We start from the raw sequence: 26749 nt of genomic DNA, 5'->3' as shown, positions 1-26749 counted from the left end.
CACCCACCCCGCGACGGCCCTGCACGAAACGTGCGGGGCCGCTTTACGTGTGATCCCACTCGCATCATTGACAAACATTCCCCCGCTCAATCGGCGCACAGAAGGCGCAACCCGAAAATCCCCTCAAGGCGGAGAGACATGCACGACACCACAGATACGACCCCAGACATCGAAGTCGGTGAGATCGCCCCCAACGGGCTGATCGTCACCGCCGAAGTCACCCTCAGAGACCGGTCGAACGTCTCCGTGTCCAAACCCACCCTCGACGCAACCCTGGCCATGATTCGCCGCCGCCACCACAACCGTCCTCCCGTGATCGAGCTCGCACCCATCCACGCGAAGGACACCGTGTGCTTCACCCCGGGCCGCTGGCACGTCACCACGACGGGCCTGAAACTTCTCGACCCCTCAGATAAAGCCCCCACGACGTACCAGATGGAGTTCCACAACTTCTCGATCATCACTCCCGGCGAAGGGTCCATCGCGGCAAAGTCCTCGCTCTCCGTCGTCGTCGCTGCCGCTCAGTCACTGGCCAACCGCAACGTCGAGGAATTCGAGCTGACTTCGGCCCTCCCCGGGTTCCGGGGCCTCGTCCTCTCTCCAGAGAGCTTCGACGACACCGTTGAGCTCTCGACCGTCCCAGAACTGCCGCCCAAACCGACGACCAAGCCGCAAACTCCTTCACGACTGCACCGGTTGATCACACGGGCGAAGAGGCGATGGGAGGCGACCAGACCGGCACGCTCCACCAAGACCCGGCCGAGGAAGCCAACCACTCGTCCGAAAATCGCCTCTCCCTCGATCGAGTGGGCCAAGAAGGCACCGATCATGCTGACCATCGGAGCTGTCGTCCTCGTCGGTCTACTCATCCTCGGTCTGCTCCAGTTCGCACCATCACGCGAGACTGAACCCGCAGCAGCGCCCACCTGGTTCACCCCTGCACCGACCGCAGAACCCGCAGACGCAGAACTTCTCACCGGCTACGACAAGAAGCTGTGGGAACTGCCCGCAGATAAAACCGCAGCACTGGGATGGTTCAAAGCCGGAGTTGCCTACGTCACTCCCGACAGTGGCGAACTCGCTCTCAATGACACCTCCACTGGAGATGAGATCGCGAAAGCCAAACTCGACGGGCCCATCAAGTACACCGCCGAGTTCACCGATGGTGACACCCCAGCCGTGGCGGCACGCACCGACAAGTCCGTCACCGCAATCACTGCCGACGGAAAGACCCAATCATGGCCAGTCGCGAAGGATCAAAAGCTCAACGTCACCGGCACCACCCCGATGATCAAATCCAAGAACGGTGACATCCACGCCCTCACTGTTGGTGAGAAGGACCCCGTCACTGTCACCAGCAATCCTCAGTTCCTACCAGTGTCGATCGACAATCGTTCCCTCATCCAAATCGAGTCCGGGAAACCACGACTCGTCAGCGTCCCGTTCGGTGAAACTGACGATGAGGCCAGCACAATCACGCTGACCGCCCCGACCGACGATGCAACGTTCGAACGGCACATCAGTGCTGGACACGGTCTGGCGGTTGCCGAATGGGCCGTCGAGGGCACCAACTACATCGTCGTCCACTCCCTGACCGAAAACGGTGCTATCACCGGGGCGACAGAAGCCTCCCCGACAAGCCAGGACTGGAAGGTCGGACGCGGCCTCGAGACCGCAATCATCGGCGATACCGCGTTCAACCTCACCACCGGCACCATCACTGCCCAATCAACTACTGGCGACTTCACTACAGCTCTCGGACCCACCGCGATCACCGAGGCCGGAGCAGAGCGCACTTACTACCTGAACAAGCACACCTATACCGATCCCGATCGAGTCATCGGCTTCACCAGCGAAGGCATCGCACTCGTGCGCGGCTCCAACGGTGTCGTCACCGCCAATGAGAAAGGTTCAACCAAATGACACACGTAACACCCGCTAAGAGGCGAATCCTCGCAGCCGCCCTGGCTGTCGGCCTCGCCACCTCAGGAACAACCATGGCCACGTCACTGGCCCATGCTGATGAGACCAGTGAGGAGTCGGCTTCCGAAACCTCGGCCCCAGAGGTCGAAACACCACAGGCTGACACTCAGCCAGCCGAAAAACCCGAAACCACCCCACCAGCCAACGACCAGCCCGAAGCACCCGCCAAGGCGGAACCCCAGCCTGCCGAAAAGCCGGAACCGGCACCCGCTCCCCCAGTCCCAGACAGAGTCGAGACGCAACCAGCGAAGAAGGCCGAGCAGAGCGTACCCGAGCAGCCGAAAGCTGACACTCAGCCAGCGAAGAAGCCCACCGAACCAGCCACGGTCGACGAGCCTTCTGCTCCGGTAGAGATCCCCGAGGCTCCCTCGGACGATGATGGCCAGGACGCCTCCGATAGTGAAGAACCCGTTGAGGACCCCACCGAAGAGCCCACGGATCCCCCGTCGGATGAACCGACCGAAGAACCGACAGACGATCCCACAGAGGATCCCGGGGACGATCCGGATTCTCCGGAACCTCCGGACGAGGATTCCTACGACCCGACCGACCCCGGCGACCGTGGAGAGCCAGATCCCGAGGCACCGGCTCCCCCACCTGACTCCGAGCACCAATACCCTGTCGACAATTCCGACCCGGTGACTGTCAAGCCAGCGATCCCGCCCGAGGACTACGACCAGACCTCGATCGGTCTCGTCGACCCGAAGACCGGCAAACGCTCACCGACGGCCACAGTTGACGGGTATGGGACGTTCGTGACGCTGCCTGACGGATCGGTGACCTTCACCCCGACCAAACCGTTCGAGGGTTCCGTGACGATCAAGTACTTCGTCAAGAACAGCAACGGCGACTGGGTTGTCGGCTGGTTCACCGTCCACGGTGGTGGCACCACCCCGCCTGTCGACAAGGACGCTACCGCCGATAGCAACGGAGACGACTCTGCCTCGGGTGGTTCCACGGCGGACGGCGACGACAAGAACGCCAGCGCTGACTCCGGATCCAACGGTTCTGATGCGACAAGTAGCGCAAACGGAAGCGACAACGCTGGCGGTGGCACCGCTGCTGATAACGGTAGTGCTGATGGTGCCAGCGGAGATCAGAACAGCGAAGGTGATAAGAGCGCCGACGGTGCTAACAACGATGACACCGGCGCTGCAGACGGCGATCGGGAAGCCGAGGGCAATGCCTCCGGTACTGACGCGACTGCAGACGCACAGGGCCCGCCTCCTGCCGCTGACAGTGACAGCAACGCTGGCTCCGACGACGCAGGCCCGGGCACCTCTGCAGCCGATGGTGATGAGCCCAAGGCTGGTAACGACGGGGGTGACGACAAAGGCACTGACGACAAGGACAAGGATGAACCGGACATTGCCGATGACTCCAACCTTGAAGACAACGCCCCAACCACTCCCGGTGATGTTCCTGAACTGCCGTCCGGGCAGGGCGACGAAGACCAGTACCAGTCCCCGGCTCCCCGCGGCGAGACGACTCTCGTCGACGGCGACGACGATACTCCCAGCGATGAACCCTCCGACGAGTCGACTCCGTCACCGGATCGCACCGATGAAGTCGTCATCACCGACGGTAGTTCCCCTCGAGCAGGTGAACCCGCCACGGAAGGGATCAACGGTGCCACGGTCGGGTTCAGCCTCGGCGCACTCGTCGTGGCAACAGTAGGAGGATTCATCCTCTACACCGTGCTCCGCCGTAAGAAGGACGATCAGTAACCAACCATGATGACCACCGGCCCCGCACCCAGGGGTCGGTGGTCATTGCCGAAAGGCCTTCGCAATGTTCTCACTCAAGTCGCTCCTCCCCGGTGCCGCCACTATTGGTGCAGGCTTCCTCGCCCTCGTCATCATCGTCCCGGTCCTTTTCGGACTCATGGCCGCCAGCGGAGCCTGCACACCGGTCAGCGACGACGGTAACGGCGGTGGCGACGTCGGAGACATCGGAGACATTGACCCGACCGAGAAAGCCCACGCTCGAGCGGTCTTCACTGTGCTCTCGGATAAAGGCATGTCGAATACCAATATTGCGGGGATCCTCGGCAACTGGTCCCAGGAATCCGGCGTCGACCCCACCAGTGTCCAGGGCATCATGGACTCGCCTTACAAGATGACTCCGAAGAAGCGGGAGAAGGCTGAATCGTTCTCTGGTGGCCTCGGCCTTGGCCAATGGACGGGTAGCCGTAACAGCAAGCTCAAGGCGTATGCGAAGAAGAAGAACACCGACTGGTGGACCATCGAGCTCCAAATGAACTTCATGGCCGATACCAAAGGTGATGACGCGCAGAGCGTCAAAGTCTTCGAGGACATGATCAAGAACGAACTCGACTCAGTTTCGGCTGCGACGACGCACTTCCACGACAAGTGGGAGAAGGCCGGTGCTCCGAACATGCCGAATCGGATCAAGCAAGCCGAGAAGTGGTTCAAACTCATGAAGGACTGGAAGTCCGGTGACAAGGCCCAAGCCGCCGGCTCCACCCCCGAGCAGGGTCAATCGATCGCCGGAGGCACAGTTACCGCGCAGAAGAAGAAAAAGCTGCCCCTCGGAGACGTCAAGCCCCACGTGCAAGAAGCGGCCGAGGTCATCTACGACGAATATGACGGCATCACTGGTGTCGGCGGGTACCGTTCCGGCAGCACCTCACGCGACCCCAACGGGCACCCTGCTGGCCTGGCAGTCGACTTCATGGTCCCGCTGAACAAAGACGGTAAAGCCCTTGGTGACGACATTGCGAAGTTCGTCATCGACAACCACAAAGCACTCAACGTCAAATACGTCATCTGGTACCAGCGCATCTACAACGTCGAACGTGCCGATGAAGGCTGGCGGAAGATGCCCGACCGTGGTGGAGACACCCAGAACCACAAAGACCACCCCCATGTGTCCTTCCAGGCCGTTCCCAAAGGCAATCCGAAAGATGCCGCGGGCAAGGGTGGCAAAGGCGGCGGCAGCGACGATTCTGACGACGGCAATGCCGATAACATTTCCTGCGACGCCGACGAGAAGGGCGGCTCCGGTGGCGATGACGACGTTCCTGACGACGGTCGCAAGAATCCCGGCGCGTGGGGTGGGCACAAAAACGGTGAGATCCCCACCGACAAGCTCAAGAAGATCCCGTGGACCCCGGACAGCAAGAAGGAATACCTACGCACGGACGCCACCGAGGCACTCATCGCGATGAACAAGGCGTACAAGAAGGAATTCAAGACCGATATTGCCATCACCGACGCCTACCGTGATTTGGCCGAGCAGAAAGTCCTGTACAAACGCTACGGGCCAGGACGGGCAGCTGTGCCCGGGAAATCGAACCACGGGTGGGCTCTGGCTGTTGACTATGGCGGGGGCATCAACAAGTTCGGATCACCGCAGCACAAATGGATGCAGAAGAACGCGAAGAAGTTCGGGTGGGAGCACCCACCATGGGCGCGTGAAGGCCAGAAGAACCAAGAAGCCTGGCACTGGGAGTACTACGGCAAAAATAAGGAAACCGAAGCCTAATCTCGCCGTCCTGATCAACACGCGACCAGGCGATCGCCGTATAACCGTTACGTATAGTGTTAAGGAGATCGACCATGAGTGAGTTCACCACCTTTTCAGAAAATGAAGCCTGGGCGCTGCGCCGCCTGGTCAACATCGGTATCCATGACTTCGAGATCCAAGTCAGTCGAGACCCAAAGATGAAGGATCACCTGGAAATGCCACTCAAGGAATATCGGGCGATGCACGCCGGAATCAAGGCCAAGCTGGCAGCCAATACCACCATCGATGCCCGACTGTTCAACCGTGACGAAACTCAGTTCATCGCGCACCTCGCGCAGTCAAGCATCGATCTCGGTGGGGCCTCACCTAATGACACAGCGGCACAAGATGCTGAAGAATGGGAGTCTCGAATCGTGACGAAAGCACACCACATGAACGAAGAACGACGCGCGATAGACTTCTCCCCTACCGCAGACACACCAGCCGAACCATCGGTGTCTCGTCCCGATCGTGTCTACAACCGAGCCACATTCGAAGCCGCAGGACACCGTCTCGACGTTGGCGATTGGGATGCTCACCGCAAACTGGCCCAGATCGCAGTCGAAAGTGGATACGCCGCCGAGGTGACGCAGGACTTCATCAACGACACCGCAGAAAAACAACCCCTCCAACATTCCATTCGCATACTTGAGGCCAACGAAATCCAGCCCAGGGACGTAGACTCAGCAGGTCTGTCGACCGAGTTCGATCCCATGGGCGGCACTCGAGAAGTCGAGCAGTTCACACCGCAGAAGCCACACGGCGATTACGGGCGACAGACACCATTTGACGTCGCCCCGATCAATGCTGATGAACCAGGGTTCCCCCAGCCGTCGAATGCTCACATCGACGCCCTGGCCACTCAACCACCGTCACCGGCCGCACAGTCGTCGCCGACCCTGGACTGACCTCTCAACCGTAGGTGGCCAGTCACTATAGTCGGAGACATCACCCTTTCACGAGCAGAGAGCACAACTGTGATTTCACGCCGCATTCTGGTAGCCGATACCGCGATCGGAGTCGTCGCTACCGCAGGACTCAGGGGCCTCACACACCGAGCCGTCGATGACTTCGCAGGTCTTCCGGTGGGTTCGACCTCGAACTGCTATAGCACACGGAATGACCTCGTCACTGGCATCGCGTCCAGGATCCACACCCGAATATCCGAGAAATCCGAACACGCTCGCGCTTCACGCCTCACCGAAGATGAGTACGGGACACTACTGCTGACCGATGACCGACACCTCTTCCGCACACTGGCACTCTTCTCACTCGACCCTTCTTTGCCCCTGCCAGGGCGGTCTCGCATCTCCGCCACGCACGAGTTGATCACGGAGACTTTCGCGGACCTCGCTGGCCGCGCGCAGACCTCCACACAGACGGTAGTGGGACAGCTCATCGCCAACGTCATCGTCGACGACAGCACCGATGCGGCAGCGATCGAGCAAAGCCTTCAGCGACTGTAACCGCGAGGCATCTTTGAGGTAGAGGCACCAGGCGCTATCCGCAGAGTGTCCTGATCACGCCAGATCACTCTCGATAATGGTCACCAGCACCCGTTTCGACATCATTACTGCTTCTGGCTGATATTATTGATGTCATGAGTTATCACGTGGTTGCCGCGCTCAGTCCCGTGGCCTACGACTACAACGGGTTCGTGACCTCTCGGCAGGCTCACGCCGTTGGGGTGTCAAACACGCAGCTGAAGTCAATGGCCGATGCCGGGATCCTGGAACGAGTCGAACATGGAATCTACCGATTCGAAGCAGCCCCTGGGCAGCTCTCCGATCCAACATTCTGGCGCTGGCTCGCAGTTAGCCAGGGCGACCGCCACGGAAGCGACGGTGTACCTCCGGTCATCGTGGCGGGAGAGAATGCCGCTGAACTCCATGAGATCGGTGACTTCTGGGCTCGCGGCTTTGCCTTCATCGTTACTGGCCGCCGGTTCACCCGGATCGATGACGTGCGACTGCGGAAACGGGCCGTCGAACCGATCGATGTCGACTATGTTGACTCAATTCCGGTTCTGACGATTGAAGCCACCCTGGCCGATCTCTTCCTCACTCACACCGACGTCTCCCTGATTGCCGATGCATACGCCGACGCGCTCCGAGCAGGAACCATCACACGACCCGATCGCCTTGAGGCACTGCTTCGCCCCTTCGCAACACGGTACGGCCTCGCGGCCAACGACGGATCCGCCGTGCTCGACTTGATCACCCCGCGTAAGGCCGCCGCATGAGTAACGACCACTCCTACCCGAACTGGAAAGCACTCAATACCGCGCTGAGCTCATCCGCGAAGGCGCAATCGCAAGTGACCGGACAGGATCAAAGCGATCTCATGAAAATGGTCTACCTTGATCGATTCCTCTGCCGCGTCTTCACTAACCCGGACCGAACCGATTGGGTACTCAAAGGCGGCACAGGAATGCTCTCACGAGTCCCCGATACGCGAACGACGAAAGACATCGACGTCGCCACATCAGTAGGCGACGTCGATGAGGCGGTAAAGGCACTCACTGCTTTGGTCTCCCGCGACATCGGCGACCACGTCACCTTCAGGCTCGAATCGAGCACAGACACCATTGACGGCACGCTCCACCCTGGAGTCACTGGCCGACGACTCTTCTACCGGATGCACGAGGCGCAAACGCAGAAGCCGCTGATCCGCATTCCCGTCGATATGACCGTTGAGCCGGCCCCCATTGGCGGAATCGAGGTGTTCAACCCCAGGAATCGGATTCTGCCCAAACGTGGCCTCCCCACATCGCCATACCGGCTCTACCCCGTGTCAGACCAAATCGCTGATAAGGTCACCGCCACCATGCAGTCCTACGGGCCGGACCGTTACAGCACACGAGTGAAAGATCTTCTCGATCTGGTCGTCATCGCTCGAACCCAAACAGTCAGTATCGGCAAGCTCAGGACGGCTCTGAACGCGCAGCATCACTACCGTGATGAGCGCACAACGTTCACCCCTCCAAAGCAATGGAGAGCCGACTACACCCAGGAAGCTAGACAAATTCCGGCCATCGGGGCCTTCCATGACTTCGACGGCGCCACGGCTCTTGTGCGTAAGCTCGTCGATCCAGCTCTACAAGCGAATGGCCATACCGATCTGACTTGGAAACCCGAGACAGGGTGGACGGCCGGATCTCCGACCATCCACCAGCCGGTACACGAGACCGGAACAATCACCTTGCAACCGACGAGGGAAGAGCCGAGTACGGGTGCCCTTGAGGTTAACTGACATTCCTCGATACCAGCTGCGGCACCCTGGTTGGTGCGGTCGTTTAGTAAGGCCGGACACGACAGTCAGCCACCGGCGGGCCTGTGACGATAAAACCCTACCGCACCGGGCGGCGTGGTTGCGTTCTGCACTTCGTGACCGAGGTTCGCGGCCTCCGAATTGGGTGCCCTGCGTGTCATCCGAATTTGGAGCTCCAGGAATTCTCACCGTCATGTCTAGATCACTGGACGTCGTTCTCGGCTTTGCCCTTGGCAAGGATCCCCGACTCCGGCCCGATAGTTGCCCGAAAGGTTGGCAAAGGCGAGTACACACAACCACCCTCTCAAGCAGGGGCTAGAGGAAGATTCGTCTGTGACTGCCATATGTGACAAGCTGCGGCACCCTAGGGGTCCTTCTATGCCTGTCAACCAGGGCTTTCAGACCTGGAGTGGCGTTGAGAATCCGATAGATCTGGCGCGCAAGATACTGTTTCAAACAGCGACGAATATCCATATCAGTCTGACCTTCGGCTTGCCTTCAATCAGTCGCCTCAGATACAGAAGACCGGGCCGAAAGTAGCCGAGTACCCTGTCGGAGCGGACTTTGACGAACCCCAATCGACGGGTAACCCAACTCAGCGATATCTTGTCGGAATCGCCGAGCGAAGTCGAGATCTAAAATCGTCAGCATCGGTCGCGTAAACGCGAACCTTCGTCGACGGTCCCACACGGTCGCGATCACCACCCCAACAGCCACCATTATGCTAACGACAAGAGTGACGATGGCGAGAACGTCGTCAGTATCAATCGTCTCGAGCCCCCTCCAACCGGTAGCGATGACAATCAGAACAGCGACTGTGAATTTGCCGAGTCGCTCGATATCCACACTCCAGCGCGCAGTTGCGGAGATCGTCACTGACAAGATGATGAGGATCAATGGATACCAGGCAATTGACTCGGACGATGCAGCGATGGCGAAAACTATTGGTGGGGCCACAATCACAACCCCGCCTGCCAACGCTATCCAACTTACGTTCTTTGGGCGCTTTGCCCAGCTGAGTCCATCCAAGCTGACCTTGCCAGCAGTCCGGACAATTGCCGAGTGTTGCGCTCCGAACCAGCGAAAGAATAACCACCCCGACTCGCCCCAGATTCGCAGGAAGGACCACACGAGCGTGACGACGAATGCGACAAAGTAGGTGTTGACCACGGCCCAGGAACTCACTGACGCATCACTCATATATTCAATCGCGATCTGAACCGTCATCATCCATACAACGAAAAACAGGACTACGCTCAGAAGCCGAGCAGCCAATCGGCTGCTGACGGACACTCCGACACTCCCCCTCACATATGCAGTCGCTGCAGATAGACCGAGACTCCACGTGATGATGGATACCACCGCGATTTTCACGGCCATCCTAGTGAATCCCTCTTCAGCTGCGACAACCACTGGAACAATGATTGTGAGCAAGTACACCGAGTACCACACGATTGATCGCCAAAAGTGTCCATCCGCGGCAGCGAATGCTCGACGGAACGTAGCGCGGTCCTTACTGGAAACGTTTTTCTTGAATTCGTCGAGTTCGCTTGTCGCCTGTTGCAATCGAACAAGCTCGAAGAATAGGAAAAGCGCTAGAAACCCCGTCACAGCAGCGACAGCGCCGTCTCCGTTGAGTGCAACGATAACCGTCAGGAGTGCGGCGAGGGCCGCTCCGAGCACACTGAACATAGTAGAAGCGAGAAGGGATGACTGCAGTTGGGAGGCACGCCGCACAGCATCCTTCAGCTTGCCACGATCAGAGGTAGAAATCTCCTGAAATCTTCTCACCTCCGCCGGCGTCGAACGTATGGAAACGGCGTGAGCGATGCATACCGTAGCTAGGACTCCAACTATCGGAACCACTCTCTCGTCTGGAACGATGCCTTGGAGCACCTCGATTCCGGACGCAATAAGCTCGATGAAGTCAGGTTCTTCCAGTCTCGGCATGCCGACGGCAAGTACCACCGCCATTCCAAACAGCACCACTGCAATGGCCAGAATGATAGCGGATTGTGCGAACCCTCTTCGACCTTGAGCAATCGCCTCCGTATACTCGTCGGTGTCCAACAGGTCGAGATGTTGATTCATAAATTAAGCTCCAGTCCACTAAGAATAACTGCAACACCGCCTGCCACAGAGTCGAATCAAACTCAGACGAACAATACCGCCAAGCGGCGGGGTGTGAGGAACGAGAGGCCAAGTAGCGCACCAAAGGCCGCGGCCAATGCTGCCGTAACCCGAGACACGTGCCATTCTTGCGAGAGAATTGAGCACGATGGGGTCGGTGAAGTCCGCCGTGTTGTAGACCTGGATCATTAGCCCCATCACCGCAGCCGGAGACCCGTTGGGCGGAGTTCCGTCGACAACGGTTCTTGTGATCGTCGATGGAATTTCAACCATTCCTCAACTCAGGAATTTTCGGAGAACTGGCGGTCCCACCGCGCAGCCTGTCAGCCCCGTCTGACAAACATAGACGGATCCCTGACGAGCTATTGCACAGCCGCTAGGCGGTGACTCGCGACGGCAGGGGAAGACCCTCGATAGTGAGGTGGAAGCGAATGTACTCTCCACCAGCATGAGCGAGCAGCGCCTAGAAGGCCCCAGACTCAATCGTCCACACTGAACTACAGATCCGTTTCTACGTTCTATTCTTCACCGCTGGCGCCGGTTACGTCCACGACCCTCTTTTTTGTGTTCTCGGACAAGAAGGTATTCCACCACCTTCACTCACAGCGCAGATCGAACACCTCGAAGTAGATACCTCAGATAGATCCCCCAACGCTGAAGAGAACTCCAGTACTCAATAGGACAAACCCACGACCAAGCCGCACAACCTCAAGGAGAAGTGCATTTCTCCAACGAGCAAAGCCAACCCAAAAATCTACACACGTCTGGCACCAAGGTGCATACCGGGGACAAATCCGTCCCCAGGCGACAAACGGCGAGGACGTTCTTTCCTGAATAGAAGACATGAGTGTTGACCTGAATTACTGCGCTGAGTGCCCTTCTGCACTGCCACCGGAAGCGGCATGGAATCGCAGTTATTGCTCCGACCGTTGCCGAGAACGGGCGAAGAAGAGACGGGCACGCAAGTCCGAGCGTGAAACCGAGATCGCTCGACTCCAGCGCATTCTCAACGAATCGCGAATGAAGTCTCGGGACCTCGAATCGCATCTGGCGAACGCTCGTAAGACCATCGAGGCCGAACGCACCCAGCTACGTCGCCAGGAGGCGAAGGCGCGGAAGCGGGAACGCCAGCAGCAAGCTCATGCGCAACGGGCAATCACCGCGAGGGTGAAGAACCTCGTGGCCACCCGTGACCGGCTGGCCTCGGTCACAGCCGATCTGGCTGCAGCCACGACCGGTCACGTTGACCGGTCCGACCTCGAGATCGCCGCCCAGCAGATCGTCGACCTGGAGAAGCGGATGGCCACGGCCACTGACCGACATCGGGCATTGTCCGGTCAATACTCCGAGCTGAGCGAGAGGTTCGAGTCCTTGGTGACCGACTACAACAAGGCGGTCAGGAGAGTCAACGAAATGTCCCGTGACCGGCAGAAGCTCCGACCGGTCATTGACGCCTGGGACACCCTGGCCGGACGTCTGGCCAACTCTGTCCCGGCCGGTCAGCTCTCCCCCGGTGACCGCGAGATTGTCCGGTCATGGGCGAAGTGGAAGGCCGGTCGTGACCGCCTCTTGAAGGCCGGTCAATGACCGGTCAAGCAGTGCCTACCGGTCATGACCGGCCAGTGACCGACCCTCGATCGACCGCTGTGTCCGGCGCTGTCCGTGACCGGGCGACCGGACAGTCCTATCCCCTGACCGGCCACCCGGTCACTCTGAAAGGAGTTTCCCTGTGACCGTGTCCATCTCGAAGATGTCCATCAACTATTACCTCGAGCACGCTGCGACCGGGGACGGTCAGTCCCATGACTTGACCGCCTACTACACCGAGACCAAAGCCCCTCCCGGCACCTGGCTCGGGACTGGCCTGGACGGGCTGACGGGCCTGCATCGTGGACAGGTTGTGACCGAGGCCCAGGCCCGGTCAATCTACGAACGCCAAGAAGACCCGGTCACAAAGCAGCCGATCGGGCGACCGCTCATGAAGACTCAGACGGCTCCTGACGGAGCGGTCACTCCTGCCGGTCGACCGACGAAGAAGGAACGTGACGGTGTGGCTGGATTCGACCTGACGTTCTCTCCCCCGAAGTCCGTGTCCGCGCTCTGGGCACTGGCCGGTCCCGAACTCCAAGGTCGACTCCAGGCAGCGCACCGCCAGGCCCTCGAGGAGTCACTGGCGTGGGTCGAGTCCAACGTGGTCCAATCAAGGGCCGGTCATGGCGGTGTTGCACACGTTGCCGTCGGCGGTGTGATCGCCTCAGCCTTCGACCACTGGGACTCCCGGGCCGGTGACCCACAACTGCATACCCACCTGGTGATCGCCAACCGCGTCCGGCGGACCTCGGATGGACAATGGGTGACTCTTGATTCCTACACGCTGCACCGTCACGTAGTCGCGATCTCGGAGATGTATAACTCGCTGATCTTCGATCGCCTCGCCGCCGACGTCGGCACGATCGCCGAGTCACGCGGCGACGTCGATATTGATGTGCAGAAACTCATCGAGACAGCATCAGAAGATCAGACCGCTGTCGGGTACGAACCCACCCACCGTGTGGAGCTCGCCGGGATCCCCGACCACCTCATCGAGGAATTCTCCAGCCGCTCAATCAGTATCGAGGCACGCAAGAATGAACTCGTCGCTGCTTACGAAGACACTTATGGACGTTCTCCAACCGCGCGCGAGATCCTGATCATGCGCCAGCAGGCCACGCTGGAGAACCGCCCGAACAAAGAGACCGTGGAGCGCACGACTCTGCCCGAGAAGATGCAGTGGTGGCGCCAGCGCACTTACCAGGCCGGACTCAACCCGGACACGGTTGTCCGCAGCGCGGTCGGTCACCATGTCCGGACCGTGACCGCCGACATGGTCACCCCGGACATCATCGAGCAGATCAGTCAATGGACGCTCACGGACTCGTCCCTGCGCCGGACCACGTTCTCTCGCGCCAACGTTCGCGCCTCCGCCGAACGTGTCCTCCGCCTTGTCCGGTGTCCGACCGCCGATGACCGGCACGCTCTGGTCGACCAGGTCGTGACCGCGGCCCTCGAAAAGGCTGTGTCGCTGACACCTGACCGGTCACGTGCTCCTGAAGGCCCGGACGGCACGGTCAATCTCCGTGACCGGTCAGTCTTTGACCACCAACACCACTCCGGTATCTACACCACCGAGCAGGTGATGACCGACGAAGAACACCTCATCAATCGCGTGACCGCGACCGGTGCACCAAGCCTGACCGGTCACCCTGACCATGAGGAGGTCCTTGAGAACTGGCGCACCGACGACGGACATGCTCTCAGCCCCGACCAGATGGAAGCCTCCAAACACGTCCTGTCCTCAGACGCAGGGATCTCGGCAATTATCGGTCCCGCAGGCACCGGTAAATCCACCACGATGGGAGCGATCACCGACACCTGGCATTCCGTCCACGGCAACCAGTCCGTCATCGGCCTCGCACCATCGGCGGTGGCTGCAGGAGTCCTCGGCGATGAAATCGGCGTCGACACCGACAACGTCGCCAAATGGTTGTTCGAGTCCGTCGGTGAGGGTGCCGCTCGCAGAGCCGAACGAGTCATCAACCATGAAGCACGACTGGCCGCCCTCGATGAGAAGCTGGCGAACACCACCCCAAGGAACCGACCCAAGCTCATCAAGCAACGTGAAGCACTCCAGGCGAAGCTCGCCGACGACCACGCGACGCAAGCCCAATACCAGTTCCATCCCAACCAGCTCATCATCATCGACGAAGCCTCGATGGTCTCGACCACGAACATGGCCGAACTCTCACGGCAAGCCGAAACCGCAGGGGCCAAGCTCCTCATCGTCGGTGACCCCGCCCAGCTCGAGGCCGTCGACGCCGGAGGGTTCCTCGGTCACGTCGAACGCCACCTCGACCACAACACGCTGAATACGATCTGGCGGTTCAAGAACGAATGGGAGAAAGCCGCGTCCCTCAAGCTCCGCTCAGGTGACGTCGACAACGACATGGCCGTCGTCGACGAGTATGCCAAGAACGGACGCATCCACGGCGACCCCGACGCAGAAGCCGCTAATACCGCCTACACCGCGTGGAAGACCGATCGAGACGCAGGTTTGTCCTCGATTCTCATTGCCTCCCATAACGAGACCGTGGCCGCCCTCAACGAACGCGCACACACGGACCTCGTCGCGGCCGGCATCGTTGACATCACGAACCAAGTATCACTCCGTGCTGATGTGCAAGCCGGGATCGGCGACCTCACTCTCGCACGCCGCAACGACCGGAGTATCCGAGACTCGACGGGAGCTTTCGTCGCCAACGGCACCCGCATGACCATCACAGAGATCCGCCCTGACGGCAGCGTCGAGGCCCAGGTCCAGTCAGACGAAGATGGACCCGCGCCCACGATCATCCTCGATGCCGACTACCTCGCCTCCTCCGTCGAACTCGGATACGCCACCACCGCCCACCGGTCACAAGGCGTGACTGTGGACACTGGCCACGCAGTCGTGACTCCGAAACTGTCACGCGAGCTGTTCTATGTGGCCATGACCAGAGGTAAACACGGCAACCACGCCTACGTCGACATCGACGACCCCGAGAACCCAACACCCGAGGATTGGAAGACAGTCATCACGGCCAGCGCCCTCGACGACAAGGGCGAAGTCATCGACGATCCCAGTTACTACATCAAGGCCGTCGTCGCTCGATCAACGGCAGAGAAGTCTGCGCACGAAGTTCAGGACGCTGAGCTTGGATGGGCCAACGACGTCGGGCGAATCTGCCACGAACTCACCTACCTCAGTTGGTCGGCGAAAGTCACTCGCACCCAAGACTGGCTGAACACGCAGGCTGATACCAAACAGCAACGGAAGATCCGCACCGACGAGCAGTGGCAACGACTCATCAGCGTCGACCCAGCTCAGAACTTCCGCGGTGAGCTGCTACAGACTGATACTGCGGAGACGATCATCGACCGGTGCGAAAAGACTGCCGAGTCACCCGTCACCGGTTCAGGTCGCATGATCGCGGCCACAGACACTGCCACGGACGAACAATCCCGCCTATGGGACCAATCCATGTCTGCTCTCGACGACCGGGTCGCCGCCCGTCGAGCGGTCCTCGCGAAGAATCCACCTGAATGGTTCGCCACCCTCCGCGAGCAATACGCACAGCACCCCCACCGTGATGAAGTGGTCAACGCTGTAATCGTCTGGAGAGGAGTCTCAAACCAAACCGAGGCAGAGACTCCTCTGGGAACCGAACCACCACAACACGACTATCTACGACCGTACTGGGATCGAATGCAAACCGTCATGGCTGAGCACCCCGGCATTCCGTCCGAGCAAAAACACCCAGAAAGTCCGACCCCGGATATTGAACCAATCGAACCGGACGTCCCGATCATGGCTGCTACCTATGCGGCAATTGAAGATTCGCCTTCGACAATCGTTTCTCCGTCACCACAACACCATCGACCCGACACCCCACCACACGATCAGTCCGGACCAGACCGCGAGGTCTAATCGGCTCCCGCTCACTTTAAGCTGCCATCGCTCGTGCGTCGTGACTCCTCGTAGTAATGGCTCTGCCGGATCTCAGGCCCGTCGTACACTCTCGTTCACGAGGAGACGAACATCACCGATCAGCCGCACGGGTGTGTCAATGATGTCTTGAACATGGTGTCTCAGTTGTCAAGAGATCGCTTGTTCACGAAGTGTTGAGACAGGAAATACATACAGCGATGAGATGTCCCCGAAGTAATGAGTTTCAGTGTCCACGATGTCGCGAGGCTACACACCGGTCCGTTTCACGTCCGCTACCGGAAACGCTCCCCTACTCGTCCGTCCACGATGCCTCGGAGGAAGCGCCGATACTGTCTCCTCCGTCGACCGGAATGCTTTGACCATTGATCCAGCCGGATTCAGGAGTCAGTAGCCAAACAATGGCGGGGATTACATCTGCTGGTTTCGCGACGCGTCGGTGAAGGTTCGACCGGGCAATTGCATCAATATAGCTTTCAGGTATCGGGTTAATCGTCGACTTCACATCCACAAAACCCGGAGCTACTGCATTACACCGGATCCCATGGGGTCCCATTTCAAGAGCAACCGACCGAACAATGGATTCCAATGCGGCTTTTGACGCACCATACGCTGCAAGACCTTTCCGCGGCCGGCGTGCAGCTCCGCTGCTGACCATAACAATGTTGCCCGACCGGTGTCCGTCAATGCACAATCTAGAGAATGCCGACGCTGCGGCAAATGCTGAACCGGCATTGATAGTCATGATCCGGCGGAAATCGTCTTCACTTGTCTCAAGCATAGGCAACGCGGGAAAGATGCCAGCAGCGTGGACGAGCGAGTCAAATGGACCGAGCTTCTGCCACGTCTCTCGAATTACCTTGGACACTTTATGCTCGAGACCCAAATCTAGATCCGCGCGGTCCAGACCAACAACCTGGGCACCGCGCTCTCGCAAAGCTCCTGCTGTTGCCGAGCCAAGTCCCCCGACGCAGCCGATAAGTAGGACTTTCGTACCGTTCATCGCGTTCCCAACTTTGCCCGAGCCACTTCCGCGACCTCCGCACACCGCTCGAATTCCACATTCAACGCCTTACAGTCGAGAATGAACTGCTCAAGGGCCAGCAGCCGGTTACCTCTACCGATGACCTGTGGATGTAGGGTGATATTGACGAAAGAATTATTCAGATTCTCTTGCATCCATCGCACGTCGCCGTAGAAGCTGTTGAACATTGCAAACGGGTCGCGCAGTCCGGGCAACACATAGCCAGGACCGCGCAAATATTCCAAATGTGGGTGGTCGTCTAAAGTCCAAGCGACTGGTAGTTCAATAACCTTGGTCTTCTGCCCAAACTGGAAACCACGCTCACAATTCCATCTATCGGCCTTTCTTAGTAGATATGGGGAATAATCTGTCCCCATGAGAGATGAATCGTAGACGATACCGAGACTTTCGAGAATCTCTGCCGTTGACTCGCTGAAATCGAAACTCGGGGAACGGTGTCCTACAGGATTGAAGCCAGTGAGCTCAGCGATCAATGCACTACTTCGCCTGTTTATTTCAAACTCCTCGTCGCGAGTGAGCGTAGAAACAAATTCGTGCACATAGCCATGTAGGCCGATTTCATGTCCACGGGAATGAATCATTTGGCATTCATGCGTATAAGATTCAATCGTGTGCCCAGGAATAAAAAATGTTGACATTATTTCGTATTTATCCAAAAGCGAAAGGATGCGAGGGACCGCATGAGCACCGAACTCCCCTCGAGAAATGGGTCCTGGCGTCGTCATATCTTTGGCGATCCATGAGGAGATAGCGTCAAAATCGAAGGTTAGACACACAGAGTTGGTCATGGCTTCATCCTTCTTCCGTTACGGGCGGAAAATCAGGCGTCGGAGTCGGTGACTCGAATAGGCTGTCGAGATTCCAGCGTGTGTAAGCATGCTGGTCCGGAGGCCCTGGGGCTATCCATAGGTCTTGTGAGGTTAAGTCCATCATCACTGAGAACACGGTCGAGACCTGGTCTCCGGAAGATTCCTCTTCGTTGCGATGGCGGCAAATACCGTCGGGGTATGAATACGTATCCCTCAACACTGAAACGACTGCTTCTTCGCTGACCTCGCGTCGCTCCAGCCAAGGCTCGAGCAGGTGACGGACTCTGGTGGGTCTGAGCAGAGTCAGCGCGCTGACCTTCGCCTTGAGATCAGTGATACCGAGGTCGGTCTCAAAATGGTTTGCGTGTGCAATCAGTCCCGATCTAGGAAGTATTGAGGCGAAGCACGACGGCGCAAGCTCGAAATCAATCGATTCTCCTCCACTGTCGGCTAGCAAGACATTAGCTGAAGCAACTCGTTCGGGCTGAAGGACATTTCGATGCGCACAGGCCATAGTCCGAGCTTGCAGAGCTCCCCTAAGCATCAGGTGGATAGGTACTCCTTCGCCCCTGCAGTCAGAATCTGACGTCAGCAGATTCAGACACATTCCGAGGCCGCTTGAATTTAGCCCGCACTTGGCCAACATACCGGCCTCGGTCATGGCCAGGACCGAAAAGCCCTGGGTATCACGAGTCGCCAGAAGAATAGTGTTCGGAGCCTGGTCTGGGTGCCAGTCCCAGTTTTGCGCTAATAGCGTGTGCCCGGACTTGGTGAACTGCGGCAGTACCGACAGAGCCGTGCAACCGTCGTCCCTTTGTTTTGCCCCGAACAGAAGCTCCGTGCGCGCGTTCAACGCGGCGAGAAGGCGGACTGGCTGCCTCGAGGTTTCAGCCATGCCTTCCAACATTGCAGCAATATCTTCATCGTATTTGCAGGTGGCTTCCCAATAGCGGCTCCCCCAGTGTTCTATCTCTGCACGAGTCAAACCGGCGTCGTCTTCGAAGCGCGCCATGTAATGACTGAGGCTACTCGCGATTAGATCCTGGGTCGCGGACCCGATGTCCCGGCCCATCTCGTGGTATGAGCCTTGGACGACAAAGAGTGGTGGGTTTGACTGACAATATTTCTTTATTGTCATGCCAAATCACTCCTGAACGTCTCACTCATTCTGAGCACCACGACAAAGCTCACGAGAGCAGTGGCTGTGGGAAGGATTGCCACGGTCGCCGATGGCGTGGGACTGCTCGCAATGGCAGTCGCGATAAAAGGTGCGGTACCACCGAAGAGGACAGTCGAGAAGTTATAACCGATACCCAGCGCTGAGTACCTCACGCTAGTCGGGAACAGTTCGCAAAGGGCCGCAGGCCCAGGACCAGAGAATGCCGCCAAAATTAAGGCGATGAGCACCTGACAGACGAACAATGCGACGAGGTTCCCAGTTCCGATAGTAATTAAAAGGGGGATGCTGAAAACTGTGAAACCTCCGGTCCCCAAGAGCAGAAGTGGCTTACGACCAATTTTATCCGAGAGATGTCCTACGACTGCGATGGCACCGGCGAGAATCAGCAAACTTGTCAGATTGGACCAGCGCGCGACGGTATCGTCAATATCGAGCACGGTGGTGAGGTAAGTCGGTAGGTATGTGAGGTAGAAATAGTATGCGACAGTCCAACCAACCGTAAAGCCGAAGCCGAGCAAAATCGCGCGCCATTGCGTGGTGAAGGCAGTCCTAAGGGGTGTCTTTTCAACACGTTCTGCTTCCTGATACGCGGGAGTATCGTCAAGCCCGAAGCGCAGCACAAGCGCAACGATTCCTGTGAGGATGCCGAGCAGGAACGGCAACCGCCAGGCCCAGTCAAGGATCTGTGATTCGGTAAAGATAGAGTTGTTGAGGGTGACTGCACACGCCGCCCCGAAAAAGCCCAGTGCGGTGCTTACCTGGTTAAAACTTCCAATAAAGCCTCGGCGGTGGCTTGGCGCGTACTCCACGAGCATGGCCGCCGACCCTGTCCACTCTCCAGCAAGAGCGAAGCCTTGGACAAGACGGACAATTACAAGAAGGATTGGAGCGAAAATACCGATCGATTCGTAAGCCGGTAAACAACCGATTGCGAACGTGCCCAGTGCCATCAGTGCCACGCTGAGTATTAGTGCAGGTTTGCGGCCATGTTTATCACCGAGGAATCCAAAAAAGAGCGTGCCTAGAGGTCGCGCAAAAAATCCGACCGCAAAAACGGCGAACGTCGACAGAAGTCCTGTGGCACCACCGACTGGGAAGAACTTTTGACTAATAATGACCGCCGAGTAGGCGTAAACCATCATGTCGTAGAGCTCTAGAAAGTTCCCTGCACTTGCTGCCCAAACGGCGCGGCCGCGCTGTCGACGGACGGAATTTGAGGTGGTGCTGGCAGTGTTTCGGCTCATCATTGGGTCCTTTCAGAACAAATTGGTAGCTACGGAGCGGCGAGATAGCCGCCGTCAACAGGAATGAGCGCCCCCGAAATAAAGCTTGCATGAGCGCTCGACAAGAAGGCGATCATCGGCGCGAGCTCCTGTGGGTCGGCCACCCGCTTCATACCTGCGGTGGATGCTCTTCTGTCCCGCACATCTTCGGGGAGCTGCGCGAGTAATGGGGTACCAATAACGCCAGGGAGAACTGCGTTAACTCGAACGCCTGATGAAGCAAGCTCGGCAGCTGCGACCCGGGTGAGCTGATGAACGGCGGCTTTGCTCGATTGATAGGCTACAGAGCACTGGTGAGTTGAGGTGATCGGTGCTGTTCGCTCACCATATATGGATCCGATATTGACAACACTGCCTTGGGTCTCGGAGAGATCCTGCGCAAACTCTTTAATTCCACGCCAGCTTCCCCATAAGTTTGTGCGCAGAATCCTTTCGAATTCTTCATCATCGGTCCCCAATGTGCCATTTCTACCGCTAGTTCCTGCATTGTTTACCAGTACGTCTATTTTGCCGTACCTAGCGTTGATGAACTCACGAGCACTTCTCCATGAGTGCGCTTTCCCAACATCGAGGTGAATCTGATTGTTGAGCGCCTCGTCCGGATCATATTTCAGGTCAGCGCAGACAACCGTGGCACCTTCCCGAGCGAGCTCCTCCACAATGGCGGTACCGATGCCGCCCTTAGCACCGGTGACAAGAGCGTTTTTCCCCTGCAGCATCATAGTGTTGGTATCTTCCGTTCGAGAATGCTCTTCCGGGGTACCAAGCTACGACTGCAACGTCATCAGCACATCGGTCATTCGACCGAGAACGACGAACTACCGCAGAGAACCTCTGATCAAGTGATGTCGTCCATTTGAGATGCGGTAAACCGAATGGTTGAGCGCGAGGGTGGAATTGAGGGTCTCGTCAGGGTAGCTGATTCCACGCTGCCCTGGCCCATTGAAGAAATAGGTTCCGGCGATACCCCTATGAGGCCGCGACTTCAAATGGCGGACTACTGCGTCGAAGTTCCACGGCCGTCCACCAGCTTGCCAACCTTGAGCAAGCAACGTTACGAAGTCGTTGTGGACTGCGGCACCCCCGATACCAGGTGAACTCTGGTAATGCTGCTCATACGCCCTGCTGAACTCCGCGCCGAGAGGATCAGCTGGCTGGACTCCAATTAACGTGGACCAGAACAGATTGTCGGACAAGCCTCCGAACCGTGCGATGAAGTCGGGGGCCGAGGGAGACCAACTCAAGAAGGTCTTCGTAGTCTTACGGAGATCTGCAGATCGGACTAGAAACTCGTTCAAAGGCACATCTGGGAAATAGGACAAAAATAGAGCAGAGGGAGATTCACTTTCTACTCTTCTGAGAATAGCGCCCCATGGAGGATCATTATCATCAACCACCTCGATCGCAATAAGTTTATGACCGTAACGCTCACTTAATCTATTGAAAAGTGTTGCATGTTGCTCTCGGTGAGTGCTACTACGTAGAATTGCGACGATCCTTTCTGGCCTGTCGCTAACAGAACGAAGTGACCTGAAAAATCCTGAATAGTAGGTCGTCTCGGTAGCGCATACTTGAAACACATTCTGCATCCTTCGGTCAGAGGAGACGAGTTCGCTTATCTGAGGCGCGGTCATTGCATGAAGGATGGGTGCGGACGAATGACTAGAAGCTCGAATCGCAGAAATCGCAGATGCGAGTGAAAAATTTCCGAGCACAATTGCATCACAATCTGTATCATTGAGTTCTCGGGCTGCAATTTCTAACGTGTATGGTTCATCTGAGACTGCGCGAACAGCTGGTTCGACCGGCCGCCCTGCAACTCCGCCCATCCTATTCAGTGCGTCAATCCCTAACTTGAACCCGTTTTGCATTGCTGCAAAATGCCTATCGTCGGCGACGCTATCAGGGTAGATAGCACCAACTCGTATAGGACGGAGCTTCAACGAAGGCAAACGTCCTACCGCCCGCTGATTTTCTGACAGCAGGCGCCGCAGATACAATGGCAAGCTCTCGGCCGTCACCGGATCGACGGGTAGCGCATATAAGTTATACTCTGCAACTGTGGTGGCGACTCCTGCACGTGTCGTTGCTTCGAATTTATCAAAGACAGCCTCAAGATGTGTCGCAACCGTTCGACGAGAGACGTGTAGCTTGTCTGCGATCTGTGGATTTGTCAGGCCAGCGGCGACATGCGTCGCGACTACAATCTGCCGTGGAGTTAAACCAAGATGATTCTCAAACGGCCTCGCTTCGACTACCGCCTTGTTGTTTTCTGGCGATGTCTCAATTGCAATCTGAAAAAGCTGCTGAGCGCTAGCGTCGATGAAAGCTGAAGCTCTGGAGCACGGTACGGATAAGGCTCTTCGCGCCATCTTCACCAGGTATGGACGTTCCCGGAAAAAGGCATCCGCATTGCCTTGAAGTTTGTCACGCGACACGATCATGCGAAAGTTTCTAGAGACTGTGTGATGTTGAAGCATCGGCTTCTTTCCTTTCGTGTACTTGACTTTCTTAACCTGGCATGCGCAGCTCCATTGGTGAGAGTTCGATGATGTCAGTGCGCGTCAGATCCAGAAGCCGCAGACAGGATTAGTAAAGCGTGTTCACCAACCACTTTAGATTCGTCGAAGCCCCACGACCCACTCGTGATTCTTTCGGCCGGTCTTCGGGTATCCAAGTTGCGCATGCTGCCTGTACTGCGTGAAACTCCAATCAAACCGCAGCCCAGCACTGGCTCGACGATAACAGTCCCGGACGCCCATAACGCTCCGGCATTCAACCGGCGGAAATCGGCAATAATTTTGGACTGCTTCTGGCGAGGACTGAAAGTGCGGGAATATTGCGCCGCCGCGATTAGTCGTTTCGTGGACGTCCCGGGCCCTTTCGACTAGCGATATTCCGTGTCTGGCGTTGGCTAAGCGGCGACTGGCAGGCGTTCTTGGTCGCGTGTGCAACATCGCGATCTCGTCGTTGATGAGTCTGCCATATGAATGAGTCTTCGTGTGCCGGCGCAACCGCATAATGAAAGGTCGCCCCACACTGCCTCCGAACGAACATATTCCTAAGCCGCTAGATTGAGTTAACGCGTTTCGAGACTTTCACGCCGTCGCTCGATAGTGAGTTCTATAGAGTGTCCGAGCGAGTTTCTTCGACTCATTGACAGTCATGCGGAAAGGAATTTCACGCGAGGTGAACTCCCACGAGACGCCCTATCAATCGGTGGCAGTCAGTACGGCGCTCTTGCGAATGACTACAGTTTTCCCGGCGCGGACGCAGTGGCCAATCTTCTGAAACTCTCTGGTCTCTTCCTTCCGTCGATGAGTACAGCCCATAGAGCCTCCCCGCACGGTGACTATACCGTCCTGTTTACTTGGGTGGCAACATCGCGCACGGCCGTTCCCAGCTCCGGCAGAGTCGTTTTGCGAGGTCAGTGCTGCCTAGATCAATTCACGCGAGTATGCTGATATCCGGCCGAGAGCCAGTCAGCGCACTTGCACCGCGATCAGTCCGAATTCGACCTTAACTATACGGCCATCGGTCTCGGTCGTGTCCGAGCAGATTCATCAGACGAAAGGATGGAGGACTCAAGCTGGCAAGCGCTCAATAAAATGGATAGTGTCAACCAGAAATCCCCGCTCTTCATGATATTGGAAGAGGAGTCGGGCCGATGCGGTTCTGGTTTCCCAAAGGCTTTGAAAGCGGTCGCACCTCGTATGAACATCGGTATCAACTTCGGCGAATGCAGTAAGCAATGCCTAGTTCGTAAAGATGCTTGAGATTTGGTTCAGACTTCCAAGTAGATGCTCCTCAAGCCGCTGCTGAGCAGTCTCCACATCGTACTGGATCAGCGCCTCGTAAATTTTGTTATGCTCGGATATCGCATTACATGCGCGACCCTTGACAGCTCTAAATTTTGCAATTCCGATCCGCACCTGCTTGTCGTGAAGAGCATTGTACAGTTGTGAAAACTCGGTGTTCCCAACGGCCTTAATTAAAGTCCAATGAAACTCCTTGTCAATAAGAACCATTTCTACGACTTTGTCCGGGTCCGACTCAAGGACGGCTTTTTGCTCAGCGATTAAGCTGCTGAGCTCCTCAAGCACAGGCATCTTGTTCTTACAGATCTGCTGGATGCCGTAGCCTTCAAGCACGAGACGTGTCTGTGCTTGCTCTTGTATGTTTCTCAATGTTATCGCTGGGACTAATGCCCCGCGGCGGGGAAGAGGGTCTAGTAGCTTCTCCGCTTGGAGCCGGAAGAATGCTTCTCTCACTGGGGTCCGAGACACTCCGGTGGCTTCGGCGACCTCCACCTCGGTGATGATAGTCTGCGGCGCCAATTCCATGGTGACGATGAGTTCTTTGAGGTATTGGTAAGCATAGTCTGCTGCCTTGACTGAGGGATCGCGAACGCCCGGTGGCAGGATGGCCGATGTGGACCAGCCGCCGAACCGGGCTTTCGAAGTGTCGTGATACAGGTTCATCTACTCACAGTCTGTCAATTGGAGAGACTTCGAATCGACGCCCGTTGAGACTCGGGTTTGTTGCACGTACGGAACCGATTCTGTCAGTTGACACGATACCCGAAGCAATCGTTCCTGGTTCCTCTCCGGCAGATGCAAGGGTCACTCCCATGGGATCGATGATCATGCTTTGACCGACACAAGACGGTCCAGTCTGTCCGCTGCCAGCAATATAGACCGTGTTTTCGATCGCCCGAGCCTTTAGCAACGTTTCCCAGTGGAATTCCTTCGCCGAGCCGGCAACCCACGCAGCAGGCAAGACGATGGTGTCGACGTCTTCATCCGCGATCCACCGGAAAATTTCTGGGAATCTCAAGTCATAGCAGGTGAGCGCGCCGACTCTCACCCCGCCGATATCAAAGACTAGCGGATGTCCTATCTTGGCGGGTGTAACTCTGTCGGACTCCCGATTTCCGAACGCATCATAGAGATGAATCTTACGGTACGAATCTACCAGCTCGCCCTGCTTATCAATGTAGACCAAGGTGTTGTAAGGTCGAGCGGTGTCTTCCGGATTGGCCTCTGTCATGCCACAAACGATATGTACCTGGAACTCTCGAGCAGCCTTGCTCAGGCTACTGACAAACTGTCCGTCGAGACCCTCGGAGTATCGATAGCCTGGCTTTGACTTCGTCGGGTCAAAGTACATTGAGTTTTCCGGCAAGACAACAAGGTCGCTCACCATTGCTGCTTGCGTTATGCATTGTGCTACGGCTTCACGGTTTCTCGCGACATCGGTACCTGCCTCGAACTGAGCGACAGCGATCCTCAAGTTGCTCATGCGACTGAACTTCCCTCAGCAAAGCGACGGGCGGCACCGGACCACTCGGAAAGCGAGCCGCCGGATCGGATCTTTGATTTTAGTTTTGGCTCAGCTTCTTCTTTGCGCTTGAGAGTCGTTACGACCTCGTCAATCTCTTTCTCGGCCAGCACAGCTATCCCATCCGAGTCCGCCAGTATTGCGTCGCCAGGTGCAACCACCGCGCCGCCTACGGTTACAGGAACGTTGATGCTTCCTTCTACGCCGAGAATCCGGGTGGTCCGCGCGGAGACTCCACTTGAAAACACGGGCAATCCGAGTTCAAGTACCTCATCGAAGTCATTCATTGCACCGGCGAGTACTACACCTTCCGCACCTCTGATCTTTGACGTGAAGGCCACCATCCCGCCAAAGCAGGATCGGGAATCGCCGGATTGCTCGACTACGAGCACATCGCCGGGCCGCAGTTTATCGGCTGCCACATGCAATGCCGTCGAGTCGAGATGCGGCAGGCGCACGGTCACAGCGGTGCCCGCGAAGGCTATCGGCCGCTGATTCGGCGTAAGACCCAGAACGAAGCCGTGATCTCGGAGGTGCCCGAGAGTAGAGGTCTGGACTCCCAGCAGGGCTCTCCTACGTTTCTCATCTATTTGTGAGGGCATGGGGTTGTCGGTGAACATCGGTGTCCTTTCGCTGCAACGGTACATCGAGGAACTTGAT

Annotated in this window: 19 protein-coding genes; 9 read left to right on the top strand and 10 right to left on the bottom strand. The window is 57.4% G+C overall.

What is annotated here, in order from left to right; translation table 11 throughout:
- Window positions 1-138: 138 nt before the first annotated feature.
- From LQ788_RS06395 to LQ788_RS06365, 7 genes are all read left to right on the top strand, one after another.
- Entirely contained in the window at window positions 139-1923 is a 1785-nt protein-coding gene (locus tag LQ788_RS06395) for a hypothetical protein (protein WP_231445994.1), read from the top strand.
- Window positions 1920-3710, top strand: coding sequence for a hypothetical protein (locus LQ788_RS06390; RefSeq protein ID WP_231445993.1), 1791 nt, complete (start codon window positions 1920-1922; stop codon window positions 3708-3710). Before LQ788_RS06395 ends, LQ788_RS06390 begins: the two co-directional genes overlap by 4 nt.
- A gap of 64 nt (window positions 3711-3774) precedes the next feature.
- Window positions 3775-5490, top strand: a complete 1716-nt coding sequence (locus LQ788_RS06385; RefSeq protein WP_231445992.1) for a phage tail tip lysozyme — start codon at window positions 3775-3777, stop codon at window positions 5488-5490.
- 74 nt (window positions 5491-5564) lie between these two features.
- Complete coding sequence (locus tag LQ788_RS06380; RefSeq protein WP_231445991.1) at window positions 5565-6419, top strand: hypothetical protein; 855 nt, start codon at window positions 5565-5567, stop codon at window positions 6417-6419.
- Between the two features lie 69 nt (window positions 6420-6488).
- Window positions 6489-6977 carry a TetR/AcrR family transcriptional regulator gene (locus LQ788_RS06375; protein WP_231445990.1) on the top strand — a complete coding sequence of 163 codons (489 nt, stop codon included), beginning with the start codon at window positions 6489-6491 and terminating at the stop codon, window positions 6975-6977.
- A gap of 134 nt (window positions 6978-7111) precedes the next feature.
- Window positions 7112-7753, top strand: a complete 642-nt coding sequence (locus LQ788_RS06370) for a type IV toxin-antitoxin system AbiEi family antitoxin domain-containing protein (protein ID WP_231445989.1) — start codon at window positions 7112-7114, stop codon at window positions 7751-7753.
- Window positions 7750-8763 carry a nucleotidyl transferase AbiEii/AbiGii toxin family protein gene (locus tag LQ788_RS06365; protein WP_231445987.1) on the top strand — a complete coding sequence of 338 codons (1014 nt, stop codon included), beginning with the start codon at window positions 7750-7752 and terminating at the stop codon, window positions 8761-8763. Before LQ788_RS06370 ends, LQ788_RS06365 begins: the two co-directional genes overlap by 4 nt.
- Window positions 8764-9279: 516 nt before the next feature.
- Here the strand turns inward: LQ788_RS06365 and LQ788_RS06360 are convergent.
- A complete protein-coding gene (locus LQ788_RS06360) occupies window positions 9280-10872 on the bottom strand; it encodes a hypothetical protein (protein ID WP_231445986.1) in 1593 nt (530 codons plus the stop codon).
- Between the two features lie 1059 nt (window positions 10873-11931).
- Between LQ788_RS06360 and LQ788_RS06355 the strand changes: the two genes are divergently transcribed.
- Both LQ788_RS06355 and mobF read left to right on the top strand, forming a co-directional pair.
- Window positions 11932-12498 (top strand): hypothetical protein, encoded by a 567-nt coding sequence (locus LQ788_RS06355; RefSeq protein WP_231445985.1) that lies wholly within the window; start codon window positions 11932-11934, stop codon window positions 12496-12498.
- A gap of 142 nt (window positions 12499-12640) precedes the next feature.
- Window positions 12641-16414, top strand: coding sequence for a MobF family relaxase (gene mobF, locus LQ788_RS06350; protein WP_231445984.1), 3774 nt, complete (start codon window positions 12641-12643; stop codon window positions 16412-16414).
- A 310-nt stretch (window positions 16415-16724) separates the two neighbouring features.
- Here mobF and LQ788_RS06345 read toward each other — a convergent pair whose 3' ends face one another.
- From LQ788_RS06345 to LQ788_RS06305, 9 genes are all read right to left on the bottom strand, one after another.
- Window positions 16725-17435, bottom strand: a complete 711-nt coding sequence (locus LQ788_RS06345; RefSeq protein WP_231445983.1) for an SDR family NAD(P)-dependent oxidoreductase — start codon at window positions 17433-17435, stop codon at window positions 16725-16727.
- Window positions 17432-18265, bottom strand: coding sequence for a polysaccharide deacetylase family protein (locus tag LQ788_RS06340; RefSeq protein WP_231445982.1), 834 nt, complete (start codon window positions 18263-18265; stop codon window positions 17432-17434). The genes LQ788_RS06345 and LQ788_RS06340 overlap by 4 nt, the downstream gene beginning before the upstream one ends.
- Before the next feature lie 4 nt (window positions 18266-18269).
- A complete protein-coding gene (locus LQ788_RS06335) occupies window positions 18270-19424 on the bottom strand; it encodes a C45 family autoproteolytic acyltransferase/hydolase (RefSeq protein WP_262908320.1) in 1155 nt (384 codons plus the stop codon).
- On the bottom strand, window positions 19421-20713 hold the full coding sequence (locus tag LQ788_RS06330) for an MFS transporter (protein ID WP_231445980.1): 1293 nt from the start codon (window positions 20711-20713) through the stop codon (window positions 19421-19423). Before LQ788_RS06330 ends, LQ788_RS06335 begins: the two co-directional genes overlap by 4 nt.
- Window positions 20714-20739: 26 nt before the next feature.
- Window positions 20740-21471 carry an SDR family NAD(P)-dependent oxidoreductase gene (locus LQ788_RS06325; protein ID WP_231445978.1) on the bottom strand — a complete coding sequence of 244 codons (732 nt, stop codon included), beginning with the start codon at window positions 21469-21471 and terminating at the stop codon, window positions 20740-20742.
- A gap of 96 nt (window positions 21472-21567) precedes the next feature.
- The gene (locus LQ788_RS06320) at window positions 21568-23193 is read right to left on the bottom strand and encodes an ABC transporter substrate-binding protein (protein WP_231445976.1); all 1626 of its coding nucleotides are present in this window, start codon (window positions 23191-23193) and stop codon (window positions 21568-21570) included.
- Window positions 23194-24504: 1311 nt separating this feature from the next.
- A complete protein-coding gene (locus tag LQ788_RS06315; RefSeq protein ID WP_231445975.1) occupies window positions 24505-25230 on the bottom strand; it encodes a GntR family transcriptional regulator in 726 nt (241 codons plus the stop codon).
- A gap of 4 nt (window positions 25231-25234) precedes the next feature.
- Window positions 25235-26050 carry a carbon-nitrogen hydrolase family protein gene (locus tag LQ788_RS06310; protein WP_231445974.1) on the bottom strand — a complete coding sequence of 272 codons (816 nt, stop codon included), beginning with the start codon at window positions 26048-26050 and terminating at the stop codon, window positions 25235-25237.
- Window positions 26047-26709, bottom strand: coding sequence for an RraA family protein (locus tag LQ788_RS06305; RefSeq protein WP_231445973.1), 663 nt, complete (start codon window positions 26707-26709; stop codon window positions 26047-26049). The genes LQ788_RS06310 and LQ788_RS06305 overlap by 4 nt, the downstream gene beginning before the upstream one ends.
- Window positions 26710-26749: the final 40 nt, after the last annotated feature.

It is taken from the genome of Brevibacterium zhoupengii (assembly GCF_021117425.1).
GTDB classification, from domain to species: domain Bacteria; phylum Actinomycetota; class Actinomycetes; order Actinomycetales; family Brevibacteriaceae; genus Brevibacterium; species Brevibacterium zhoupengii.
Note: the sequence above shows the minus strand (reverse complement) of the source record. Positions and strands in the feature narration are given on the sequence as shown.

Coding starts and splice junctions, on each gene's coding strand:
- LQ788_RS06310 (WP_231445974.1), bottom strand. CDS start 26,050: ATGAGCAACTTGAGGATCGCTGTCGCTCAGTTCGAGGCAGGTACCGAT.
- LQ788_RS06370 (WP_231445989.1), top strand. CDS start 7,112: ATGAGTTATCACGTGGTTGCCGCGCTCAGTCCCGTGGCCTACGACTAC.
- LQ788_RS06315 (WP_231445975.1), bottom strand. CDS start 25,230: ATGAACCTGTATCACGACACTTCGAAAGCCCGGTTCGGCGGCTGGTCC.
- LQ788_RS06330 (WP_231445980.1), bottom strand. CDS start 20,713: ATGATGAGCCGAAACACTGCCAGCACCACCTCAAATTCCGTCCGTCGA.
- LQ788_RS06325 (WP_231445978.1), bottom strand. CDS start 21,471: ATGATGCTGCAGGGGAAAAACGCTCTTGTCACCGGTGCTAAGGGCGGC.
- LQ788_RS06305 (WP_231445973.1), bottom strand. CDS start 26,709: ATGTTCACCGACAACCCCATGCCCTCACAAATAGATGAGAAACGTAGG.
- LQ788_RS06355 (WP_231445985.1), top strand. CDS start 11,932: ATGAAGTCTCGGGACCTCGAATCGCATCTGGCGAACGCTCGTAAGACC.
- LQ788_RS06335 (WP_262908320.1), bottom strand. CDS start 19,424: ATGACAATAAAGAAATATTGTCAGTCAAACCCACCACTCTTTGTCGTC.
- LQ788_RS06380 (WP_231445991.1), top strand. CDS start 5,565: ATGAGTGAGTTCACCACCTTTTCAGAAAATGAAGCCTGGGCGCTGCGC.
- LQ788_RS06320 (WP_231445976.1), bottom strand. CDS start 23,193: ATGATCGTGTCGCGTGACAAACTTCAAGGCAATGCGGATGCCTTTTTC.
- LQ788_RS06365 (WP_231445987.1), top strand. CDS start 7,750: ATGAGTAACGACCACTCCTACCCGAACTGGAAAGCACTCAATACCGCG.
- LQ788_RS06385 (WP_231445992.1), top strand. CDS start 3,775: ATGTTCTCACTCAAGTCGCTCCTCCCCGGTGCCGCCACTATTGGTGCA.
- LQ788_RS06395 (WP_231445994.1), top strand. CDS start 139: ATGCACGACACCACAGATACGACCCCAGACATCGAAGTCGGTGAGATC.
- LQ788_RS06340 (WP_231445982.1), bottom strand. CDS start 18,265: ATGACCAACTCTGTGTGTCTAACCTTCGATTTTGACGCTATCTCCTCA.
- LQ788_RS06345 (WP_231445983.1), bottom strand. CDS start 17,435: ATGAACGGTACGAAAGTCCTACTTATCGGCTGCGTCGGGGGACTTGGC.
- LQ788_RS06360 (WP_231445986.1), bottom strand. CDS start 10,872: ATGAATCAACATCTCGACCTGTTGGACACCGACGAGTATACGGAGGCG.
- LQ788_RS06390 (WP_231445993.1), top strand. CDS start 1,920: ATGACACACGTAACACCCGCTAAGAGGCGAATCCTCGCAGCCGCCCTG.